Origin of the sequence: Arthrobacter sp. SAFR-044, assembly GCF_051965175.1 — a bacterium.
GTDB lineage: Bacteria > Actinomycetota > Actinomycetes > Actinomycetales > Micrococcaceae > Arthrobacter.
The window spans coordinates 110,104-125,584 of sequence record NZ_JBQCMK010000010.1; the positions used below are offsets into that span (position 1 = coordinate 110,104).

At 67.8% G+C, this 15,481-nt stretch carries 15 protein-coding genes; 6 read left to right on the forward strand and 9 right to left on the reverse strand.

Features of this window, described 5'->3' with window-relative positions:
* Positions 1-38: 38 nt before the first annotated feature.
* From ACTHQS_RS15975 to ACTHQS_RS15985, 3 genes are all read right to left on the reverse strand, one after another.
* Positions 39-1,226: a 4-hydroxybenzoate 3-monooxygenase gene (locus ACTHQS_RS15975; protein ID WP_440170856.1), complete on the reverse strand. Its 1,188-nt coding sequence runs from the start codon at positions 1,224-1,226 to the stop codon at positions 39-41.
* A 132-nt stretch (positions 1,227-1,358) separates the two neighbouring features.
* Positions 1,359-2,102, reverse strand: a complete 744-nt coding sequence (locus ACTHQS_RS15980) for an IclR family transcriptional regulator (RefSeq protein WP_440170859.1) — start codon at positions 2,100-2,102, stop codon at positions 1,359-1,361.
* Positions 2,103-2,213: 111 nt separating this feature from the next.
* Positions 2,214-3,290, reverse strand: a complete 1,077-nt coding sequence (locus ACTHQS_RS15985) for an FUSC family protein (RefSeq protein WP_440170998.1) — start codon at positions 3,288-3,290, stop codon at positions 2,214-2,216.
* 158 nt (positions 3,291-3,448) lie between these two features.
* On the opposite strand from ACTHQS_RS15985, the gene ACTHQS_RS15990 reads away from it, so the two are divergent.
* The 6 genes from ACTHQS_RS15990 (at position 3,449) to ACTHQS_RS16015 (ending at position 9,658) form a co-directional block, all read left to right on the forward strand.
* The gene (locus ACTHQS_RS15990) at positions 3,449-4,285 is read left to right on the forward strand and encodes an ACT domain-containing protein (RefSeq protein ID WP_440170861.1); all 837 of its coding nucleotides are present in this window, start codon (positions 3,449-3,451) and stop codon (positions 4,283-4,285) included.
* A gap of 252 nt (positions 4,286-4,537) precedes the next feature.
* Positions 4,538-5,896 carry an MFS transporter gene (locus tag ACTHQS_RS15995; RefSeq protein ID WP_440170864.1) on the forward strand — a complete coding sequence of 453 codons (1,359 nt, stop codon included), beginning with the start codon at positions 4,538-4,540 and terminating at the stop codon, positions 5,894-5,896.
* Positions 5,897-5,978: 82 nt separating this feature from the next.
* Positions 5,979-6,662 (forward strand): GntR family transcriptional regulator, encoded by a 684-nt coding sequence (locus ACTHQS_RS16000; protein ID WP_440170866.1) that lies wholly within the window; start codon positions 5,979-5,981, stop codon positions 6,660-6,662.
* The gene (locus ACTHQS_RS16005) at positions 6,659-7,447 is read left to right on the forward strand and encodes an aspartate/glutamate racemase family protein (RefSeq protein ID WP_440170869.1); all 789 of its coding nucleotides are present in this window, start codon (positions 6,659-6,661) and stop codon (positions 7,445-7,447) included. Before ACTHQS_RS16000 ends, ACTHQS_RS16005 begins: the two co-directional genes overlap by 4 nt.
* A 49-nt stretch (positions 7,448-7,496) precedes the next feature.
* Positions 7,497-8,924, forward strand: a complete 1,428-nt coding sequence (locus tag ACTHQS_RS16010; RefSeq protein ID WP_440170872.1) for an amidohydrolase family protein — start codon at positions 7,497-7,499, stop codon at positions 8,922-8,924.
* A gap of 8 nt (positions 8,925-8,932) precedes the next feature.
* Positions 8,933-9,658 (forward strand): maleate cis-trans isomerase family protein, encoded by a 726-nt coding sequence (locus ACTHQS_RS16015; protein ID WP_440170874.1) that lies wholly within the window; start codon positions 8,933-8,935, stop codon positions 9,656-9,658.
* An 18-nt stretch (positions 9,659-9,676) separates the two neighbouring features.
* On the opposite strand, the gene ACTHQS_RS16020 is transcribed toward ACTHQS_RS16015, so the two are convergent.
* The 6 genes from ACTHQS_RS16020 to ACTHQS_RS16045 form a co-directional block, all read right to left on the reverse strand.
* Positions 9,677-10,597: a diacylglycerol/lipid kinase family protein gene (locus ACTHQS_RS16020; protein ID WP_440170877.1), complete on the reverse strand. Its 921-nt coding sequence runs from the start codon at positions 10,595-10,597 to the stop codon at positions 9,677-9,679.
* A gap of 83 nt (positions 10,598-10,680) precedes the next feature.
* The gene (locus ACTHQS_RS16025) at positions 10,681-12,054 is read right to left on the reverse strand and encodes an NAD(P)(+) transhydrogenase (Re/Si-specific) subunit beta (RefSeq protein WP_440170879.1); all 1,374 of its coding nucleotides are present in this window, start codon (positions 12,052-12,054) and stop codon (positions 10,681-10,683) included.
* Complete coding sequence (locus ACTHQS_RS16030) at positions 12,051-12,371, reverse strand: NAD(P) transhydrogenase subunit alpha (protein ID WP_440170881.1); 321 nt, start codon at positions 12,369-12,371, stop codon at positions 12,051-12,053. The genes ACTHQS_RS16025 and ACTHQS_RS16030 overlap by 4 nt, the downstream gene beginning before the upstream one ends.
* On the reverse strand, positions 12,371-13,549 hold the full coding sequence (locus ACTHQS_RS16035) for a Re/Si-specific NAD(P)(+) transhydrogenase subunit alpha (RefSeq protein WP_440170884.1): 1,179 nt from the start codon (positions 13,547-13,549) through the stop codon (positions 12,371-12,373). Before ACTHQS_RS16035 ends, ACTHQS_RS16030 begins: the two co-directional genes overlap by 1 nt.
* Before the next feature lie 176 nt (positions 13,550-13,725).
* Complete coding sequence (locus tag ACTHQS_RS16040) at positions 13,726-14,508, reverse strand: IclR family transcriptional regulator domain-containing protein (RefSeq protein WP_440170887.1); 783 nt, start codon at positions 14,506-14,508, stop codon at positions 13,726-13,728.
* 93 nt (positions 14,509-14,601) lie between these two features.
* Positions 14,602-15,441 (reverse strand): shikimate dehydrogenase family protein, encoded by an 840-nt coding sequence (locus tag ACTHQS_RS16045; RefSeq protein WP_440170889.1) that lies wholly within the window; start codon positions 15,439-15,441, stop codon positions 14,602-14,604.
* Between the last annotated feature and the right edge of the window lie 40 nt (positions 15,442-15,481).

The following is a 15,481-nucleotide window of genomic DNA, read 5'->3' on the forward strand; positions in this document are numbered from 1 at the left end:
CCAACCCGGCCAGCCGGCGTCGTACTTCTCCAGCCGCGTTAGGCCGAGGCGGGCCAGCCCGTGTACGCCTCTGCCAGGTAAGCCCGGCCGTGGCGGGAGGAGACCACGGAGTTCAGTTCACCGAGCTGGCGGGCGCGGGAGAAATCGTCCGCATCAGCCGGAGTGTGCAGCATCGTGGTCATCCAGTAGGAGAACTGCTGCGCCTTCCACACCCGGTCCAGGGCGCGGTCGCTGTAGGTCTCCAGGAGCCGGTCCGAGCCGGAGTTGTAATGGCTGTCCAGCCCCTCGAAGAGGACCTTGACGTCGTTGATGGCCAGGTTGAGGCCTTTGGCACCGGTGGGCGGCACGGTGTGTGCGGCGTCCCCCGCCAGGAACAGGTTGCCGTAGCGCATGGGGGTGTGTACGAAGCTGCGGAACGGCAGGACCATCTTCTCTAGGACCGGGCCTTCCTTGAGCTCGAAGCCGTTGCCGTTGACGCGGCTGCGGAATTCGGCCCAGATCCGGTCGTCATCCCATTCCGCCACGTTCTCCTTGGGATCGCACTGGAAGTACATCCGCTGCACAGTCTCCGTGCGCTGGCTGATCAGGGCGAAGCCGTTGGCCGAGTTGGCGTAGATCAGTTCGTCGGAACTGCGCGGCGCCTCGGCCAGGATGCCGAACCAGGCGAAGGGGTATTCGTGGAAGTACCACTTGCGGTGGGCCTCCGGAATCTGGAACCGGCAGTGGCTGCGCGAGCCGTCTGCACCCACCAGGAAGTCGGCCTGGATCTCGAACTCGGCGCCGTCGGCATCGGTGAACCAGACTTTCGGCTTGCCCTCCAGGTCGTGGACGGTGGTGTCAGTGACGCTGTAGCGGACGTCGCCGCCGTCGTCCTTCCTGCGCGCGGCGAGGTCCAGGAAGACGTCCGTCTGCGGGTACAGCCACACCGACTCGCCCACGAGGTCCTTGAAGTCGATGCGGTGGCTTTCGTTGTTGAAGCGCAGCTCGATGCCGTCGTGCCGGTCGCCGTCGCGCAGCACCCGGTCCGAGACGCCGCTGTCCACCAGCAGGTTGACGGTTCCGTGCTCCAGGATGCCGGCGCGCACGGTGTGGGAGATTTCCTCGTGGCTGCGGATCTCGATCACGGTGGATTCGATGCCTGCCTTGGCCAGCAGATGGGAGAGCATCAGCCCTGCCGGACCGCCTCCCATGATGGCTACTTGGGTGGTGATGACTTTTCGTGCCATGGCTTTGTCTCGCTTCGTTGCGGGGCCCGGGAAAGGGCCGGAATGGTTGCCTGGATTCAGTGTGCGGCAGGCACGGTGACCGGCGTTACAGCTATTCCGTTGAACGGATTGGCAGGGACATTCCGGGCCGGATCACGCCTCGGCCAGGCCGCGCGCAATGCCGCGGGCCGCCGTCTGCAGCGCGGGAACCAGCGCCTGAAGCCGCATCTCCCGGAGCGGAACCACGACGCCGAGGGATGCCACCGCGCGCTGGCGGCGGTTAAGGACGGGCACGGCTATGCCCCAGGTGTCCGGATCAACCACGCCTTTCAGCTGCGCGAAGCCCTGATGCGATGTATCCGCGAGCAGGGTCCTCACGTCATCGGCTGCCAGCTTTCCGTAGGGGTCGTGGAACTGGCTGAGGTACTCATGCTGCAGCGCCCTGTCCTGGTGGGCCATGAGCGCCAGCCCTGCGGACGAGATGTGGATGGGCATCCGGCCTGCCACCTGGGCGCGGTTGGCCACCGAGCCGCGCCGGGAGAGCCGTTCCACGAAGAGCGCCTCCCAGCCGTCCAGGACTGCCAGGTTCACGTTTTGGTTCAGGACCTGCTGGATATCCTCCATGAAGGGCATGGCCGCCTGCCGGAGCGCCAGCGCCGGGGAGGCGCGGTTCACCAGCTCCCAGAGCCGGAGTCCGGGCCGGACCATTCCCCCGGGGGCAGTCTCCAGCAGGCCATGCCCGGCAAGCTGGGCCACCAGCCTGTGCGTGGTGGTCAGTGGCAGGCCGGCACGCTCGGCAAGCTCCGACAACCGGAGGTCGGTGACGTCCTGGGGGAAGGCAGAGATCAGCCGCACAATCCGGTCCACCACCGAATCGCCGGAGCTTGAGTTCGCCACGGCCGCACACCCTTCCGTTGAATGGGAAGTCCAGCGTACCGCCCTGGACGAACGAAAAGGCTTGGCGAACGAAAGGCCGGGCGCACCCAGAGCGGCTGTCCCGGACGGCGGTCAGGCCGCCGTCGTACCCTGCTCCTGCCTTTGCCGGACCCGGCGCCACGCGCCCGGGGTTAGTACCACGGCAATGCCGACGGCGGCACCAATGACGGTCTCGATGATGCGGTCGCGCAGCAGGATGGACGCGGAAGCGGGGACCACCAGGAGCGTGGACACCAGCGCCAGGGGCGTCACGAACACCTGGGCCACCAGGTATTGGCGGATGATGAACATCTCCGCGCCGAACTGGCAGAGCGCCATCACCAGCACCGTCTGCCAGGGCTGCAGGCCCACGAGCAGGACCGCAGCCAGGACCAGCAGGCCCAGCACGGTACCGATGATCCTCTGGATGCCGCGGCGCACCCGGTGCCTGGTGGTGTGGCCCACCAGGGGAACTACGGCAGCCACCATGGCCCAATAGTTGTGGCCGAATCCAAGCCGCCCTCCCGCCCACGTGGCCAACGAACCGGCCAGGCCCGCCGCCACAAGGTAGCCGAACCCCTCAAGCCACGCCGTCCGCTTCTCCGCCGGGGTGCGCCGGATGCGCGGAGGCCTGGTCCAGGGCGTGCGGTGGCTGGGAAGGACCCGGGACGAGAAGCCGATGAGCAGGGAGAACACCGTGGTGAGGACCGCGACCAGCATGCCCTGCCGCAGCGGCGGCTGGTTGGGAATGGACGCGATGGCGGCAAAGGCGAAGATGTGGAAGAGCGACCCTGCCGGGCGCAGCCGCAGCCAGGAGATCGCCACCGAGCAGACGCCTGCCACCAGGGTGGTGGCCAGGACCAGCAGCCAGGTGTGCGCGGCGGCATCCAGGCCCCAGGCAGGACCCATCCGGGCGGCGAGCGCGGCGAGGAGGATTACCAGCAGCATCAGCAGCCCGGCCCGGAGCTGCAGCACAAAGCGGACGGCGTGCGGCTCCCCACGGCCGTAGATTCCGGTGAAGGCACCGAACGACGCGAAGATGGCCAGGTCCAGCCGGCCCAGCAGCACCAGGGTGATCAGGGGTACGAAGACGCCTACGGCGCACCTCAGCGCCGGGTGGTGGTCCTTGTTGCCGGGGGCGATGCTGAACATCTCAGCAAGCATCTTCACGGGGGCAGCGCCTTCCTTGGGGGTGGATTCCGGGGTGGCGGCCGCGCTGACGTTCCTGGTAAATCCTACGGCCAGGACCCCCGGGACCGCCCGGTACGTTCCCATGAACGGAATCGGGGGGCAATGCGGCGGAAACAACGCCCCGTGATGCTTGAGACATGAAGCGCCCTCCGCACAACACGCCCGCCGCCGACCTGAGCTGTGAAGTCTGCGGCCAAATGCCGGAACCGACCAAGGCGCGGCTGACCCTGGCGAACGTGGCCGCGATGCTGCCCATCGAGCTTCTGGTCCATGCACTCGTGGTGGAGACCCACCTCCCCTACGTGGCGAAGGTGCTGGTGCTGACCCTCACCGCCACGGTCCTGGTGATCTGGGTGGCCGAGCCGTCCGCTGCCCGGATCCTGCGCGGCTGGCTGCACGCGCCCGCGTTGCGGCACCGCAGGCAGCTGGCCTCAGCCCCGTCCCTGTGGCGGGCGCGGACGAGGCTCCAGGACCACCCCGGCTCGCTGCAGCGGATCACGCGGGCGCTGGCCCGGCTCGATACGAACATCCTCGGCATCCACGTGCACCCGGCGCCGGGAGGCGTGCTGGACGAGTTCGTACTCTCGGCTCCGGGCACCGTGGGTGAGCGTGAGCTACTGGCTGCGCTTTCCGACGGCGGCGGGAGCGGTTCGCACGTTTGGCCCACTACTGCGCTTGCCATGGCAGACGGACAGACCAGGGCACTGAGCCTTGCCTCGAGGATCGCTGCTGCCCCGGACGAACTGCCCCTGGCGGTGGCCGAGCTGCTGCACGCGACGATTGTGCCGCCGTCGGACGCCCTCGATGAAGCGCCCGACGACGGGACCCGCCTCAAGATCCCGACCGCATGGCATGGTCCCATCACCTTTTCGCGTGCGGGCGAGCCGTTCACTCCGGCCGAATCGGCCCGGGCACACCGGCTGGCGGAGCTTGCCGAGATCCTGTCCCACCGGCGCAAGGACTCCCTGGCCTAGGTCCGGGGGCAGTCACAATCCGCTTGCAGGCCATCTGGGCCCCTTCGGACCACTAAAACCCTTGACAGTGGCGGGAGTCACTTCTACCTTTGATTTTGGGATCCCAAATTGGGATCCCAACTGAGTACCCGCTCCACGCTCCGGATCGTCCAGCGGCTGCTCCCTCCGCAGGCAGTCCCAATCCTGCCCACGACGCACCACGCATCTTTTCGAACCCTCCCCATCCGTAAACTTCCCCGTGAAGGAGAAGCTGTGTCCATCCCAAACACTGAAACAACGGCCACGTCCGACGAGGCCGCACCCCAAACCGCCGAACAATCCGGAAAGGACGGAAAGCAACGGCGCACCTCCGTCCGCTGGAAAATGTTCCTGCTCCTGCTCGTTCTGGTTTCCGTCAACTACATCGACCGCGGCTCCATCTCTGTCGCGCTGCCCATCATCCAAAAGGAGTTCAATCTGGCCCCTGAGCTAGTGGGCTTACTGCTCTCCGCCTTCTTCTGGACCTACGCCCTGATGCAAATCCCTGTGGGCCTGCTGATCGACAAGTTCGGTCCCCGCAAGGTGATGACCGCCTCCTGCATCGGCTGGGGCGCGGCAACGGCCGCATCCGGCATGGCCGGCGGCTTCCTGAGCATGTTTATCGCCCGACTCGGCATCGGCGTGACCGAAGCCGGCGTCATGCCAGCCGGCGGCAAGCTCAACGCCATCTGGATGCACAAGTCGGAGCGCGGCCGCGGCGCCACCATTCTGGACGCCGGCGCCCCGCTGGGTGCAGGCCTTGGCGGCATCCTCATCGCCGGCCTCATCGCCGCAACGGGCAGCTGGCGCAGTTCGTTCGTCATCGCCGGCGCGGCAACGGTCCTGATGGGCCTGGCCGTCTGGTGGTACGTCCGCGACAACCCGCGGCAACATCGCGGTGTCAATGCCGCCGAAGCCGAGTACATTGAAGCGTCGCACGCAGCCGAGGACGCCGAAGCCGAACTCGACGGCAGCCAGGGCAAGCGCGCGCTGCTCCCCTACCTTAAGTTTCGTTCCTTCTGGGCGATGTGCTTCGGCTGGCTCGGCTTCAATGGAGTGTTCTATGGGCTGCTGACCTGGGGCCCGCTGTACCTCGCCCAGGCCAAGGGCTTCGATTTGAAGACCATCGGCTGGTCGACGTTCGTCATCTTCGGTGCCGGCTTCGTAGGCGAAATCCTGGGCGGAACCATTGCGGACAAGTGGCGCGCCTCCGGCGCCTCAGCCAACAAAGTGATGCGCACCCTCCTGGGCATCTCCAGTGTCGTGGTGATCGGCGGCCTGGTGGGCGTCACCGTGGTCCCGGACCCCACCACCGCAGTGGTCCTGCTCTCCCTCGTCATGTTCTTCCTGCGCTGGGTGGGCCTGTTCTGGAGCATCCCCTCCATCCTCGGCGGCCGCACCAACGCGGGCGTCCTGGGCGGCGCCATGAACTTCAGCGGCAACATCTCCGGGTTCGTCACTCCGATCGCCGTCGGCCTGATCGTCGGGGCCACTGGCTCCTACACCTGGGCGCTGCTGTACTTCGTCGGTTCCGCGGTGATCATGGGCGCCTCAGTCCTGACCCTGAACTACAACAAGCGGCTTCCTGTCTAAGCTGACCCTCGCAGGGAAACTTGCTACCAATGACGCCCCCGCAGCCGGGAGCCGTGCCACACAAGAATCCGAATGGAGCAGCATGCTGACCGCAGAAGAGACCCAGGACAAGGACCGCCCCCTCCGCGAGACTGTCCGGGACACCCTCCGCACCCGGATTTTCGAAGGGCACTACGCTCCCGGCACGCGGTTGGTGGAACGCGACCTGGCAGCCGAATTCTCCGTATCCCGGCTGCCGGTCCGCGAGGCGCTCCGCATGCTCCGCCAGGAAGGCCTCATCAGCGACCGCGGTGCGCGCGGGGCAGAAGTCAGCAGCCTCAGCCCCAAGGACGTGGAGGACCTCTTCGACGTCCGCCAGTCCCTGGAGGTGCTGGCCTGCAGGCTCGCCGCCAAGCGGGCCACCAAGGACGACCTCTCCTACCTCAAGCGGCTGCTGGACAACGCGGAGGCGTTCCTGGCCAAGGGGGCGGTGATGGAGGCACACCGTTCCAACAGCGAGTTCCATGACGCCATCACCGCCATCGCAGACAACAACTTCCTCAAGTCCGCCCTGGAACCCCTCCAGGGCCGCATGCACTGGCTGTTCCGGCACGTCAGCGACCTGCCCGAGCTCATCCGCGAACACCGCGAGCTCTACGCGGCCATCGCCAGCGGTGATCCGGACAAAGCAGCCGCCCAGTCCGCCTCCCACATTGGAAAGTACCGGGAGCAGTTCCCTGAGGACTTCCAGAAGACCGAACCAGAATTCCACCGGAAGAGAAAATGAAACTCCTGGTCATCAACCCCAACATCAGCGCCGATGTCACAGCGCTGATCGAATCCGAGGCGCTCCGATCCGCCTCCCCCGGCACTGAACTGCTGGTCCGGACGGCCGGCCACGGCGTCGAATACATCGAGACCCGCTTCGAATCCCTCATCGCCGCCGGTGCGGTGGCCGAAATCATCGCCGAACACACCCGCCCCGGAGCAGACCCGGTGGATGCGGTGGTGGTGGCAGCCTTCGGCGATCCGGGCATGCCTGCCCTCAAGGAACTCGCGGACGTCCCCGTCATCGGCATCACCGAGGCGGCACTGTGCGCAGCCGCCCTGCAGGGCCACCGTTTTTCCATCATCGCCATCTCGGACCGGATCAAGCCCTGGTACCGCGAGTGCGTGGAGCGGTTCGGCCTGTCCGGCCGGCTGGCTTCCATCCGCTCCATCAACGACTCCCTCACCAGCATCGCTTCCGTCCAGCAGGACTTCCGGGAAACCCTGCTGGCGCTCAGCCGGCAGGCCGTCGCCGAGGACGGCGCCGACGTCGTCATCCTTGCCGGCGCCCCGCTCGCCGGGCTGGCCCGCGAACTCAAGGGACAAATTCCCGTCCCGGTGGTTGACGGCATCTCCGCCGGCATCCGCATGGCGGAGGCGGTGGCCGCACTGCAGTCCGGAACCCACCGCGCCGGCGCCTTCGCCCCGCCCCCGGCCAAGGACCGCAAGGGCCTGTCAGGCAACCTGGACGCGGCCCTCGCCGCCCGCCAGGAACGCGCCGGCACACCCCAGCCCACCGCCTAAGCCAAAGCCAAAGCCAAAGCCAAAGCCCACCAATTGTAGGAGGACACCGATGTCCCAGCCAGAACTTGTCATCGCCAACGCCACCATGGTCAACAGCACGGGCCGGCGCGAAGCCCACATCGTGGTTTCCGGAGGCCGGATCGCAGCCCTTGTGGACGCCGCCCAACCCGCCCCGGCGGCGGACCGCACCATCGACGCCACGGGCAAGCTCGTGATACCCGGCGGCGTGGACGGACACTGCCACGTGGCGCAGGTGACCGGCCGCTTCCGCACCCTCGACGACTACCGCACCACCTCCACCGCAGCGCTGTGGGGCGGAACCACCACCATCATCGACTTCGGCATCCCCCGCGATGCCCAGGAAACACCGCTCGCCGCCGTCCTGCACAAGAAGGAACTCGCCACCCAGTCACGCTGCGACGTGGCCCTGCACGGCGCCGTGGTCAGCTGGGACGAAACCGTGCCGTGGCAACTGGAGCAGCTGGCCGCCGAGGGCGTCCGGTCGGTAAAGATGTACACCACCAACCGCGGCACCACCATGGCCGACGGCGGCACCATCCTGAAGGTGATGCGCGAAATGGTGCGGCTGGACGGACTGGCCTACATCCATGCCGAGCACGATCCGATCATTGCCGACTGCACCGAACAGCACGCCCAGGACGGCCTGATCGGGATCGAACACCTGCACCGGACCCGGCCCGAACTGGCCGAGGAGATCTCGGTCAAAGAAACCCTGGCCATGGCTGAATACACGGGGGCACCGGTCTACTTCGTCCACCAGTCCACGCCCGGAGCGGTGGACCTGGTATCCCAGGCACGGGAACGCGGGCTCGAGGCGTACTCCGAGACCTGCCCGCACTACGTCACGCTGGACGACACCGTCTACGCCTCCACCTTCCCCGAGTGGTTCGCCTGCTGCCCGCCCATGCGCAACGCGGAAACCGTGGCCGCCCTCAGGGAGCGGCTGGTGTCCGACGCCATCCACACCATGTCCTCGGACCACTCCTGCTACGACCTGTCCCAGAAGCTCGAGCGCACAGATGACGTGCGCGCCATGCCGCACGGACTGCCCGGAGTGGAGACCCGCATGCCCGTCACGTTCACCGCGATGACATCCGCCGGCGCAACCGTGGAACAGTTCGTCAGCGCCTTCGCTGCGGAGCCCGCCCGGATCAATGCCGTCCCCGGCAAAGGCCGCATCGCCGAGGGCTTCGACGCCGACCTGGTCATCTTCGATCCCGCCGAGGAACGCACGGTCAACGGCGCTGCCCTGCACATGGGGACCGACTTCTCACCCTTCGACGGGCAGGCACTCACGGGCTGGCCCGCCGTCGTGGTTTCCAACGGCCGCGTGGTCCTGGACGCAGACGGCTTCCACGACCCCGGCGCCGCCGGCCGTTTCATCAACCGCAACGGCTTCCGGGAGCACCAGTCCGCCGCTGCCGACGCCTCCCACCTGCCTGCCGCCGTCCTCTAGGAGCCCCCATGCCCGCAACCACACGCCCCCGCAGGATTGGCATGATCGTGCCGTCCTCCAACACCTGCCTGGAGCCCCAGACCTACCGCATCCTGGGCGATCGCACGGACGTCACAGTGCACTTCACCCGGATCCCGGTCACCCGCATCGCCCTGGACGACTCCTCCAACCGCCAATTCGACCCCGCCGTCATGGCGGACGCAGCCAAGCTGCTGGCGACGGCGGATGTGGACGTGATCGCCTGGAACGGCACCTCGGGTTCATGGCTGGGGTCAGCGCACGACCAGGAACTGGCCGGCGGGATCACGGCCGCCACCGGGATCCCGGCCACCACCTCCACGCTGGCCTACCTTGCGGCCTTCCGGGCCTTCGGCACCGAGCGGATCGGCCTCTTCACGCCCTACACCGGGGACGTGAACCACCAGGTCATCGCGTCCTACGAGCGTGAAGGCATCAAGACCGTGGACCACCGGGCGCTGGGCCTGAGCGACAACGAGTCCTTTGCCCGGGTCACCGACGACGAGATGCGCCCCGGATCCCTGGAACTCGCCGCCGCGGCTCCCGACGCGCTGGTGTACCTGTGCACCAACCTATACGGAGCCAACATAACGGCCGAGATCGAGCAGGCCACCGGGGTGCCGGTGCTGGATTCAGTGGCAGTCACGCTCTGGCACGCCCTGAAACTGGCCGGCGCGCCGCTGCTGGACGCGCGCTGGGGCAGGCTGCTGGGGTAGCGAACGTACCGCACGGCCCTACATCCGCAGGGTCAGGGCACCGGGCTCCATGGTCATGAGGACGTGCTTGCCCTCGCCCTCGTGGTCGCCGTCCAGCTGGTAGTCGTCCTTGTGCTCCAGCGTGATCTCAACGGTCTTGCCCTGGAAGTACTCCACGGCGGTGTCCCTGTTTTTGCCTTTGCCGATGATGCCCGCCAGCACGGACAGCCAACCCAGCTTGCCGTGGTGGGGCGCCAGGACGGCGATATCCAGCAGGCCGTCGTCCATCTTGGCGTCAGGGAAGATCTCCAGGCCGCCCTGGACCTTGCCGCAGTTGCCCACCATGACGCTCCGGACGCCGCGGTGCACCACGGACTTGCCGTCGATCACCACGGTTGCCTTGACGGGTTTGCCGGGCAGGTTCCGGATCCCGGCGTCCACGTAGGCAAGCCAGCCCACCTTGTCCTTCAGGTCCTCGTTGGTGTCCGCCATGATGGTGGCGTCATAACCCATGCCGGCCATGACCAGGAACAGCTGTTCCTTGTCCGGGTCGCTGCGGCGGGCGCGGACCACGTCGATCTTCCGTTCGGTCCCGATCAGGGCGCCAGCCATGGCACCGTCGTAATCGGTGACGTCCATGCCCAGGTTGCGCGCCAGCAGGTTCCCGGTTCCCAGGGGCAGCAGGCCCATGGGGGTGTCGCCGCCGGACAGGACCTCGGCAACGCAGCGGACGGTACCGTCGCCGCCGGCCGCGATGACGATGTCCGCGCCCTGCGCCAGCGCTTCCTTCGCCTGGCCGACGCCCGGGTCCTCCTTGGTGGTTTCCAGCCAGATGGCTTCGCCCCAGCCGTTTTCCACGCAGTGCTTGGCCACCAGGCCGCGCACGTCGATGTCCACCGGCTTGGCGGGATTGACGATGATGGCGGCCCGTTTGGGCGAAGTTGAGCTGGTCTCAGTCATGGCGTCCTCTAGTGGCGGATGGAAAGCAGGCTTCTGAAAGAAGGGTAACCCGCCGCGGGGGTGGTCAGACGCAGTGTGGCGGGCTACAGCGCCTTGACCGCGCCCAGCACCTGGGCCAGGGAGTCCTTGGCGTCACCAAACAGCAGTGAGGTCTGGGGCTCGTACAGCAGGTCGTTTTCGATGCCGGCGAAGCCCGGGCGCATCGAGCGCTTCAGGAAGACCACCTGCCGCGCCTCGGCCACTTCCAGGATGGGCATCCCGTAAATCGGGGACCCGGAGGACGTCTTGGCGGCCGGGTTCACCACGTCGTTGGCGCCCACCACCAGGGCCACGTCCGTGGTCTTGAACTCCGGGTTGATCTCGCCCATCTCCTTGAGCGACTCGTAGGGCACGTTGGCTTCCGCCAGGAGCACGTTCATGTGCCCGGGCATCCGGCCGGCCACGGGATGGATGGCGAAGTCCACCTCGATGCCCCTGGCCTCCAGTGCCAGGGCCAGTTCGGCGGCAGTGTGCTGGCCCTGAGCCACCGCCAGACCGTACCCGGGGACGATGATCACCCGCTGGGCGTACCCCAGCAGAACCGCCACGTCCTCCGCTGAGGACGAGCGGACGGGACGCTCGCTCACGGCCGTGGACCCCGCCGTCGAACCTCCGCGGAAGGCACCGAACAGGATACCCGCCACGCTCCGGCCCATGGCCGCCGCCATGGCCCGGGTGAGGATGGTGCCCGAAGCTCCCACCAGGGTGCCTGCCACCACGAGCAGGACGTTGCCCAGCACCAGGCCGGACGCCGCGACGGCCAGGCCGGTGAAGGCGTTCAGCAGCGAAATGACGATAGGCACGTCGGCGCCACCCACCGGCAGCACCAGCAGGACACCGGCGGCCAGGCCCAGGACCAGCAACAGCACCGCAAGGGGCAGCGAACTGGTGATGACCACGGCCACGGCCGCAGCCACGGCGGCGAGCAGGACCACCGCCATCACCACCGGGAGGCCGGGGAACACAACGGGCCGGGTGGTCATCAGCTCCTGCAGCTTGGCGAACGTGACGCCGGAACCGGCGAAGGAAACGGCCCCCACCAGGAGCGTGAAGACGATCGCCACCCGGACCCAGGGATTGCCGGCGTGGCCCAATTCCAGGAGCGCCACCAACGCTGCCGCGCCGCCGCCAACGCCGTTGAACAGCGCCACCAGCTGCGGCATCTGCGTCATTTTCACTCGGCGCGCCACCGGGGCCGCCACCGCCGAACCAATGGCGATGGCGGCCAGGATCCAGGGGATGTTCTCCAGCCGGGCGGACAGGAAGACGGTGACGACGGCGATCAGCGCCCCGAGTGCCCCCACCAGGTTTCCGCGGCGGGCCGTGCGCGGGGAACTGAGTCCGCGCAGGGCCAGGATGAAGCAGACCGCCGCCGCGAGGTAGAGCAGGGAGGTCCAGACGGGGTCGAGGAGGCTCATTTGCTGCCTGCCTCGGGGTGGGCGCCAGCCTTAACAGGGTCCTTTTTCGCGTGGAACATGTGCAGCATCCGGTCCGTCACCACGAAACCGCCCACCAGGTTGGCGGTGGCAAGGACGACGGCGAGCAGCGCCACCGCGAGCACCCATGGGTCAGCTGCCTGGCCGGCGACAATAATGGCCCCCACCAGGATGATCCCGTGGATGGCGTTGGCGCCGGACATCAGGGGCGTGTGCAGGGTGCTGGAGACCTTGGAAACCACCTCGAAACCGACGAACACCGCCAGCACGGTGATGGTCAACAGCGCGGTTCCATCCATCAGAGCACTCCTTCCGGGCCGGCCGCAGCCGTGGCCGTCCGTGCCGCGAGCAGGTCCGCGGTGGGCTGGTGCCGCACCTCCCCGGCGTGGGTGAGGCAGGCGCCGGCCACTACTTCGTCGTCGAAATCCAGGGTGAGGGTCCCGTCGCGGACCAGCAGGGCCAGCAGGTTGGCCACATTCTTGGCGTAGAGGCGTGAGGCGTCCGATGCCATCGCGGAGGCGGGGTCCTTCAGTCCCACCAGGGTGATGCGGCCCGTTCCGTCCGCGGTGGGGATGGGGATGTCCTGGCCCGGCACGGAGCCCTCCACGTTGCCGCCGGACTCGGCGGCGAGGTCGACGACGACCGATCCCGGGCGCATGCCCTGCACCATCTCCCGTGTCACCAGGAGGGGCGCCGGCCGCCCGGGGACGGCCGCCGTCGTGATCAGGACGTCCGATTGCGCCACGTGGGGTGCCAGCAGCTGCCGCTGCCGGGTGCCGGCGTCGGAACTCAGCTGGCGGGCGTAGCCGCCGGCTGCTTCCGCCGTCTCAAGGTCCAGCCGGATGAACGTTCCGCCCATCGAGGCGACTTCGTCGGCTGAGGCGGGGCGGATATCGTTGGCGAAGACCCGCGCCCCCAGCCGTTTGGCGGTGCCAATGGCCTGCAGCCCTGCCACGCCCGCACCGAGCACCAGGACGCGGGCCGGCGGGACGGTTCCCGCAGCGGTCATGTACAGCGGGAAGAACCGGGGCAGCCTGATGGCGGCTTCCAGGACGCAGCGGTACCCGGCCACCAGGGCCTGGGAGGTCAGGGCGTCCATGGACTGGGCACGGGAAATCCGGGGCACCAGCTCCAGCGCGAAGGAGGTCACTCCGTTGTCCGCGAGCGCCTGCACCGCGGGCAGTTCGGACGACGGCGACGCGAGCCCCACCGTCACGGTTCCCCTTTGCAGGGACGCGGCAGTGTGCGGGTCAAGGGGCCGGACGTGGGCCAGGACGTCCAGGGCTGAGGTGTCCAGTTCAGGGACGATGGTGGCGCCGGCCTGCTGGTAGGCGGCATCAGCGTGCCCGGCGCCGTCCCCCGCCCCGGTTTCCACCAGGACGTCCAGCCCCATTGCCGCGAGCTGCCTGACGGTATCCGGTGTGGCGGCGACGCGCCGCTCACCCTCCCTGCGTTCCCGCGGAATCCCCAGTTTCACCCGCCGACTCCTCTTCCTGACGAGCTGTGCAGCGGCTCTGCTGCACGCAGTTGGCTTGAGTCTAGAGCGCGGCGGCGCGCGGCGGGAGTAGGCGGCGGGGAGGTTGTGGGTAACGATTCACCTGTCAGCCCGCGTCCTTCGGGCTGCGGGGCCCCTTCACGGGCGGGGTAGGGCTACTAGTTGCTGGCGCGGGCGGCGGGGCCGCCGTAATCGAGTGCAATGCGCCGTGCGGCCTCCGTCAACTGCGGAAGGACCGTTGCCTCGATATCCCTGGCCGCCGCACGGTGGGTCTGCAGGGACACATTGGTGGCGGCAACCACCTCGTTTCCACGGCACACGGGGACGGCCACACCGCGCAGGCCCTCCTCGAGTTCCTGGGAGACCATTGACCAGCCCCTGGTCCTCGCCGCTTCCACCTCTGCCCGCAGGTCCTCCACGCTGCCGATCGAGCGGTCGGTGAAACGGCGCAGCTGGACCGACCGGAGGTACTCCTCCAGCTGCGGGGCCGGCAGCCCGGCAAGCAGGACGCGGCCCATCGAGGTGGCCCACGCCGGGAAGCGGGTCCCGACGGTAATGGAAACGCTCAACAGGCCGGGAGACGGCACGCAGGCCACGTAGACCACATCCCCGCCGTCGAGGATGCACAGGGCAGTTGTTTCATTCAGCTCCGCCGCCAGATCCCTGAGATGGGGCTCCGCCACCTTGGGCAAGGTCAGGCCCGCAAGGTAGGAACGGCCCACATCCAGCGACCGGGCGGTGAGTTCGAAGGCCGGCCCCTCGGCGCGGATGTATCCAAGGTCCGCCAGGGTCAGCAGGAAGCGGCGGGCGGACGCGCGGGTCATGTCCGTCCGGGCAGCAACCTGCGAGACGGTAAGCCGCGGCTGCTCCGGGGTGAAAGCGAGCAGGACGTCGAATGCCTTCTCAACCGACTTCACAAAGTAGGCAGCCTGCTCCTCCATTGACGTTGCTGTTCCTCTCTGAACGATTGGCTACCTGCACCGGCCTGCCGGTCTTCGGCGCCTGTTCGATCTTATCGTTCGGCCGCTTCCCCTTCAGTGCCTTTCCCGGAGGATTCCAAGGGACCGCTGGAGCAGTTCGCTGGCCCGCCCGTCAAGGCCAAGGAGGGGCACCATGGCTAGGGCCTGCTCACGGAGATGGTCCCACCCGTCGATGCACCGGACGCCCAACTCCCTGGCGCGCTCCACACTGGCGGTGACATGGCGTGCGTACACGTAGTCATAGAGGACCGCACCAGGGGCCAGCGGCGCGCCGCCCCAGACCGGCATGTCGGAGGCGCTTTTTCCGACCGGAGTCGCATTGACAATCAGGGATGCCTTGGGAGCCAGGTCCTGCGCCTCGTGCCAGGTGACGGCCTGTGCCTCGATCCCGAAGCCCCGGGCCAGGTCCAGCAACTCCTTTGACGCGTGGGGATCGCGGTCCGCAATGGACACTCTTCCCACGCCGCCCCGGAGCGCGACCAGTGCTGCCCTGGCGGCTCCCCCGGCACCCAGCAACAGCGCGTGCTGCTGGTACCCGCCCCCGAGCAGGACTTTCACAGCCGTAACGTCCGTGTTGTGGCCCGCCAGCCTTCGGCCCTGCCGTACCAATAGGTTGCAGGCGCCGCTGAGCTGGACGGGCGCGGTGGCTTCATCAGCAGTTTCCGCCGCCCAGTGCTTGTGCGGCATTGTCACGTTCGCCGTCACGATGTCGGGGTTCAGGAGCCTGCGGCGGACCGCTTCCAGGTCTCCGTCACCAGCCACGTCCCAGGACTCGTAGGTCCAGCCGTTGCCAAGCTCCCGCAGAACAGGATTCCACAGGCCGGGAGACATGGCCTGTGATGCGGCCGAGCCGATGAGGACCAGACGGGATGCTTGCTGGTTGCCTTCGGTCATGATGCACCTTTCTCAATGACGTTGTGATTGGCGTCACCGG

What these genes read in the sequence shown, in the direction of transcription:
- ACTHQS_RS16015 (WP_440170874.1), top strand. Translation starts at nt 8,933, where the DNA reads ATGCCCGCAACCACACGCCCCCGCAGGATTGGCATGATCGTGCCGTCC.
- ACTHQS_RS16010 (WP_440170872.1), top strand. Translation starts at nt 7,497, where the DNA reads ATGTCCCAGCCAGAACTTGTCATCGCCAACGCCACCATGGTCAACAGC.
- ACTHQS_RS16000 (WP_440170866.1), top strand. Translation starts at nt 5,979, where the DNA reads ATGCTGACCGCAGAAGAGACCCAGGACAAGGACCGCCCCCTCCGCGAG.
- ACTHQS_RS16005 (WP_440170869.1), top strand. Translation starts at nt 6,659, where the DNA reads ATGAAACTCCTGGTCATCAACCCCAACATCAGCGCCGATGTCACAGCG.
- ACTHQS_RS16020 (WP_440170877.1), bottom strand. Translation starts at nt 10,597, where the DNA reads ATGACTGAGACCAGCTCAACTTCGCCCAAACGGGCCGCCATCATCGTC.
- ACTHQS_RS16030 (WP_440170881.1), bottom strand. Translation starts at nt 12,371, where the DNA reads ATGGATGGAACCGCGCTGTTGACCATCACCGTGCTGGCGGTGTTCGTC.
- ACTHQS_RS16045 (WP_440170889.1), bottom strand. Translation starts at nt 15,441, where the DNA reads ATGACCGAAGGCAACCAGCAAGCATCCCGTCTGGTCCTCATCGGCTCG.
- ACTHQS_RS15990 (WP_440170861.1), top strand. Translation starts at nt 3,449, where the DNA reads ATGAAGCGCCCTCCGCACAACACGCCCGCCGCCGACCTGAGCTGTGAA.
- ACTHQS_RS16025 (WP_440170879.1), bottom strand. Translation starts at nt 12,054, where the DNA reads ATGAGCCTCCTCGACCCCGTCTGGACCTCCCTGCTCTACCTCGCGGCG.
- ACTHQS_RS16040 (WP_440170887.1), bottom strand. Translation starts at nt 14,508, where the DNA reads ATGGAGGAGCAGGCTGCCTACTTTGTGAAGTCGGTTGAGAAGGCATTC.
- ACTHQS_RS15975 (WP_440170856.1), bottom strand. Translation starts at nt 1,226, where the DNA reads ATGGCACGAAAAGTCATCACCACCCAAGTAGCCATCATGGGAGGCGGT.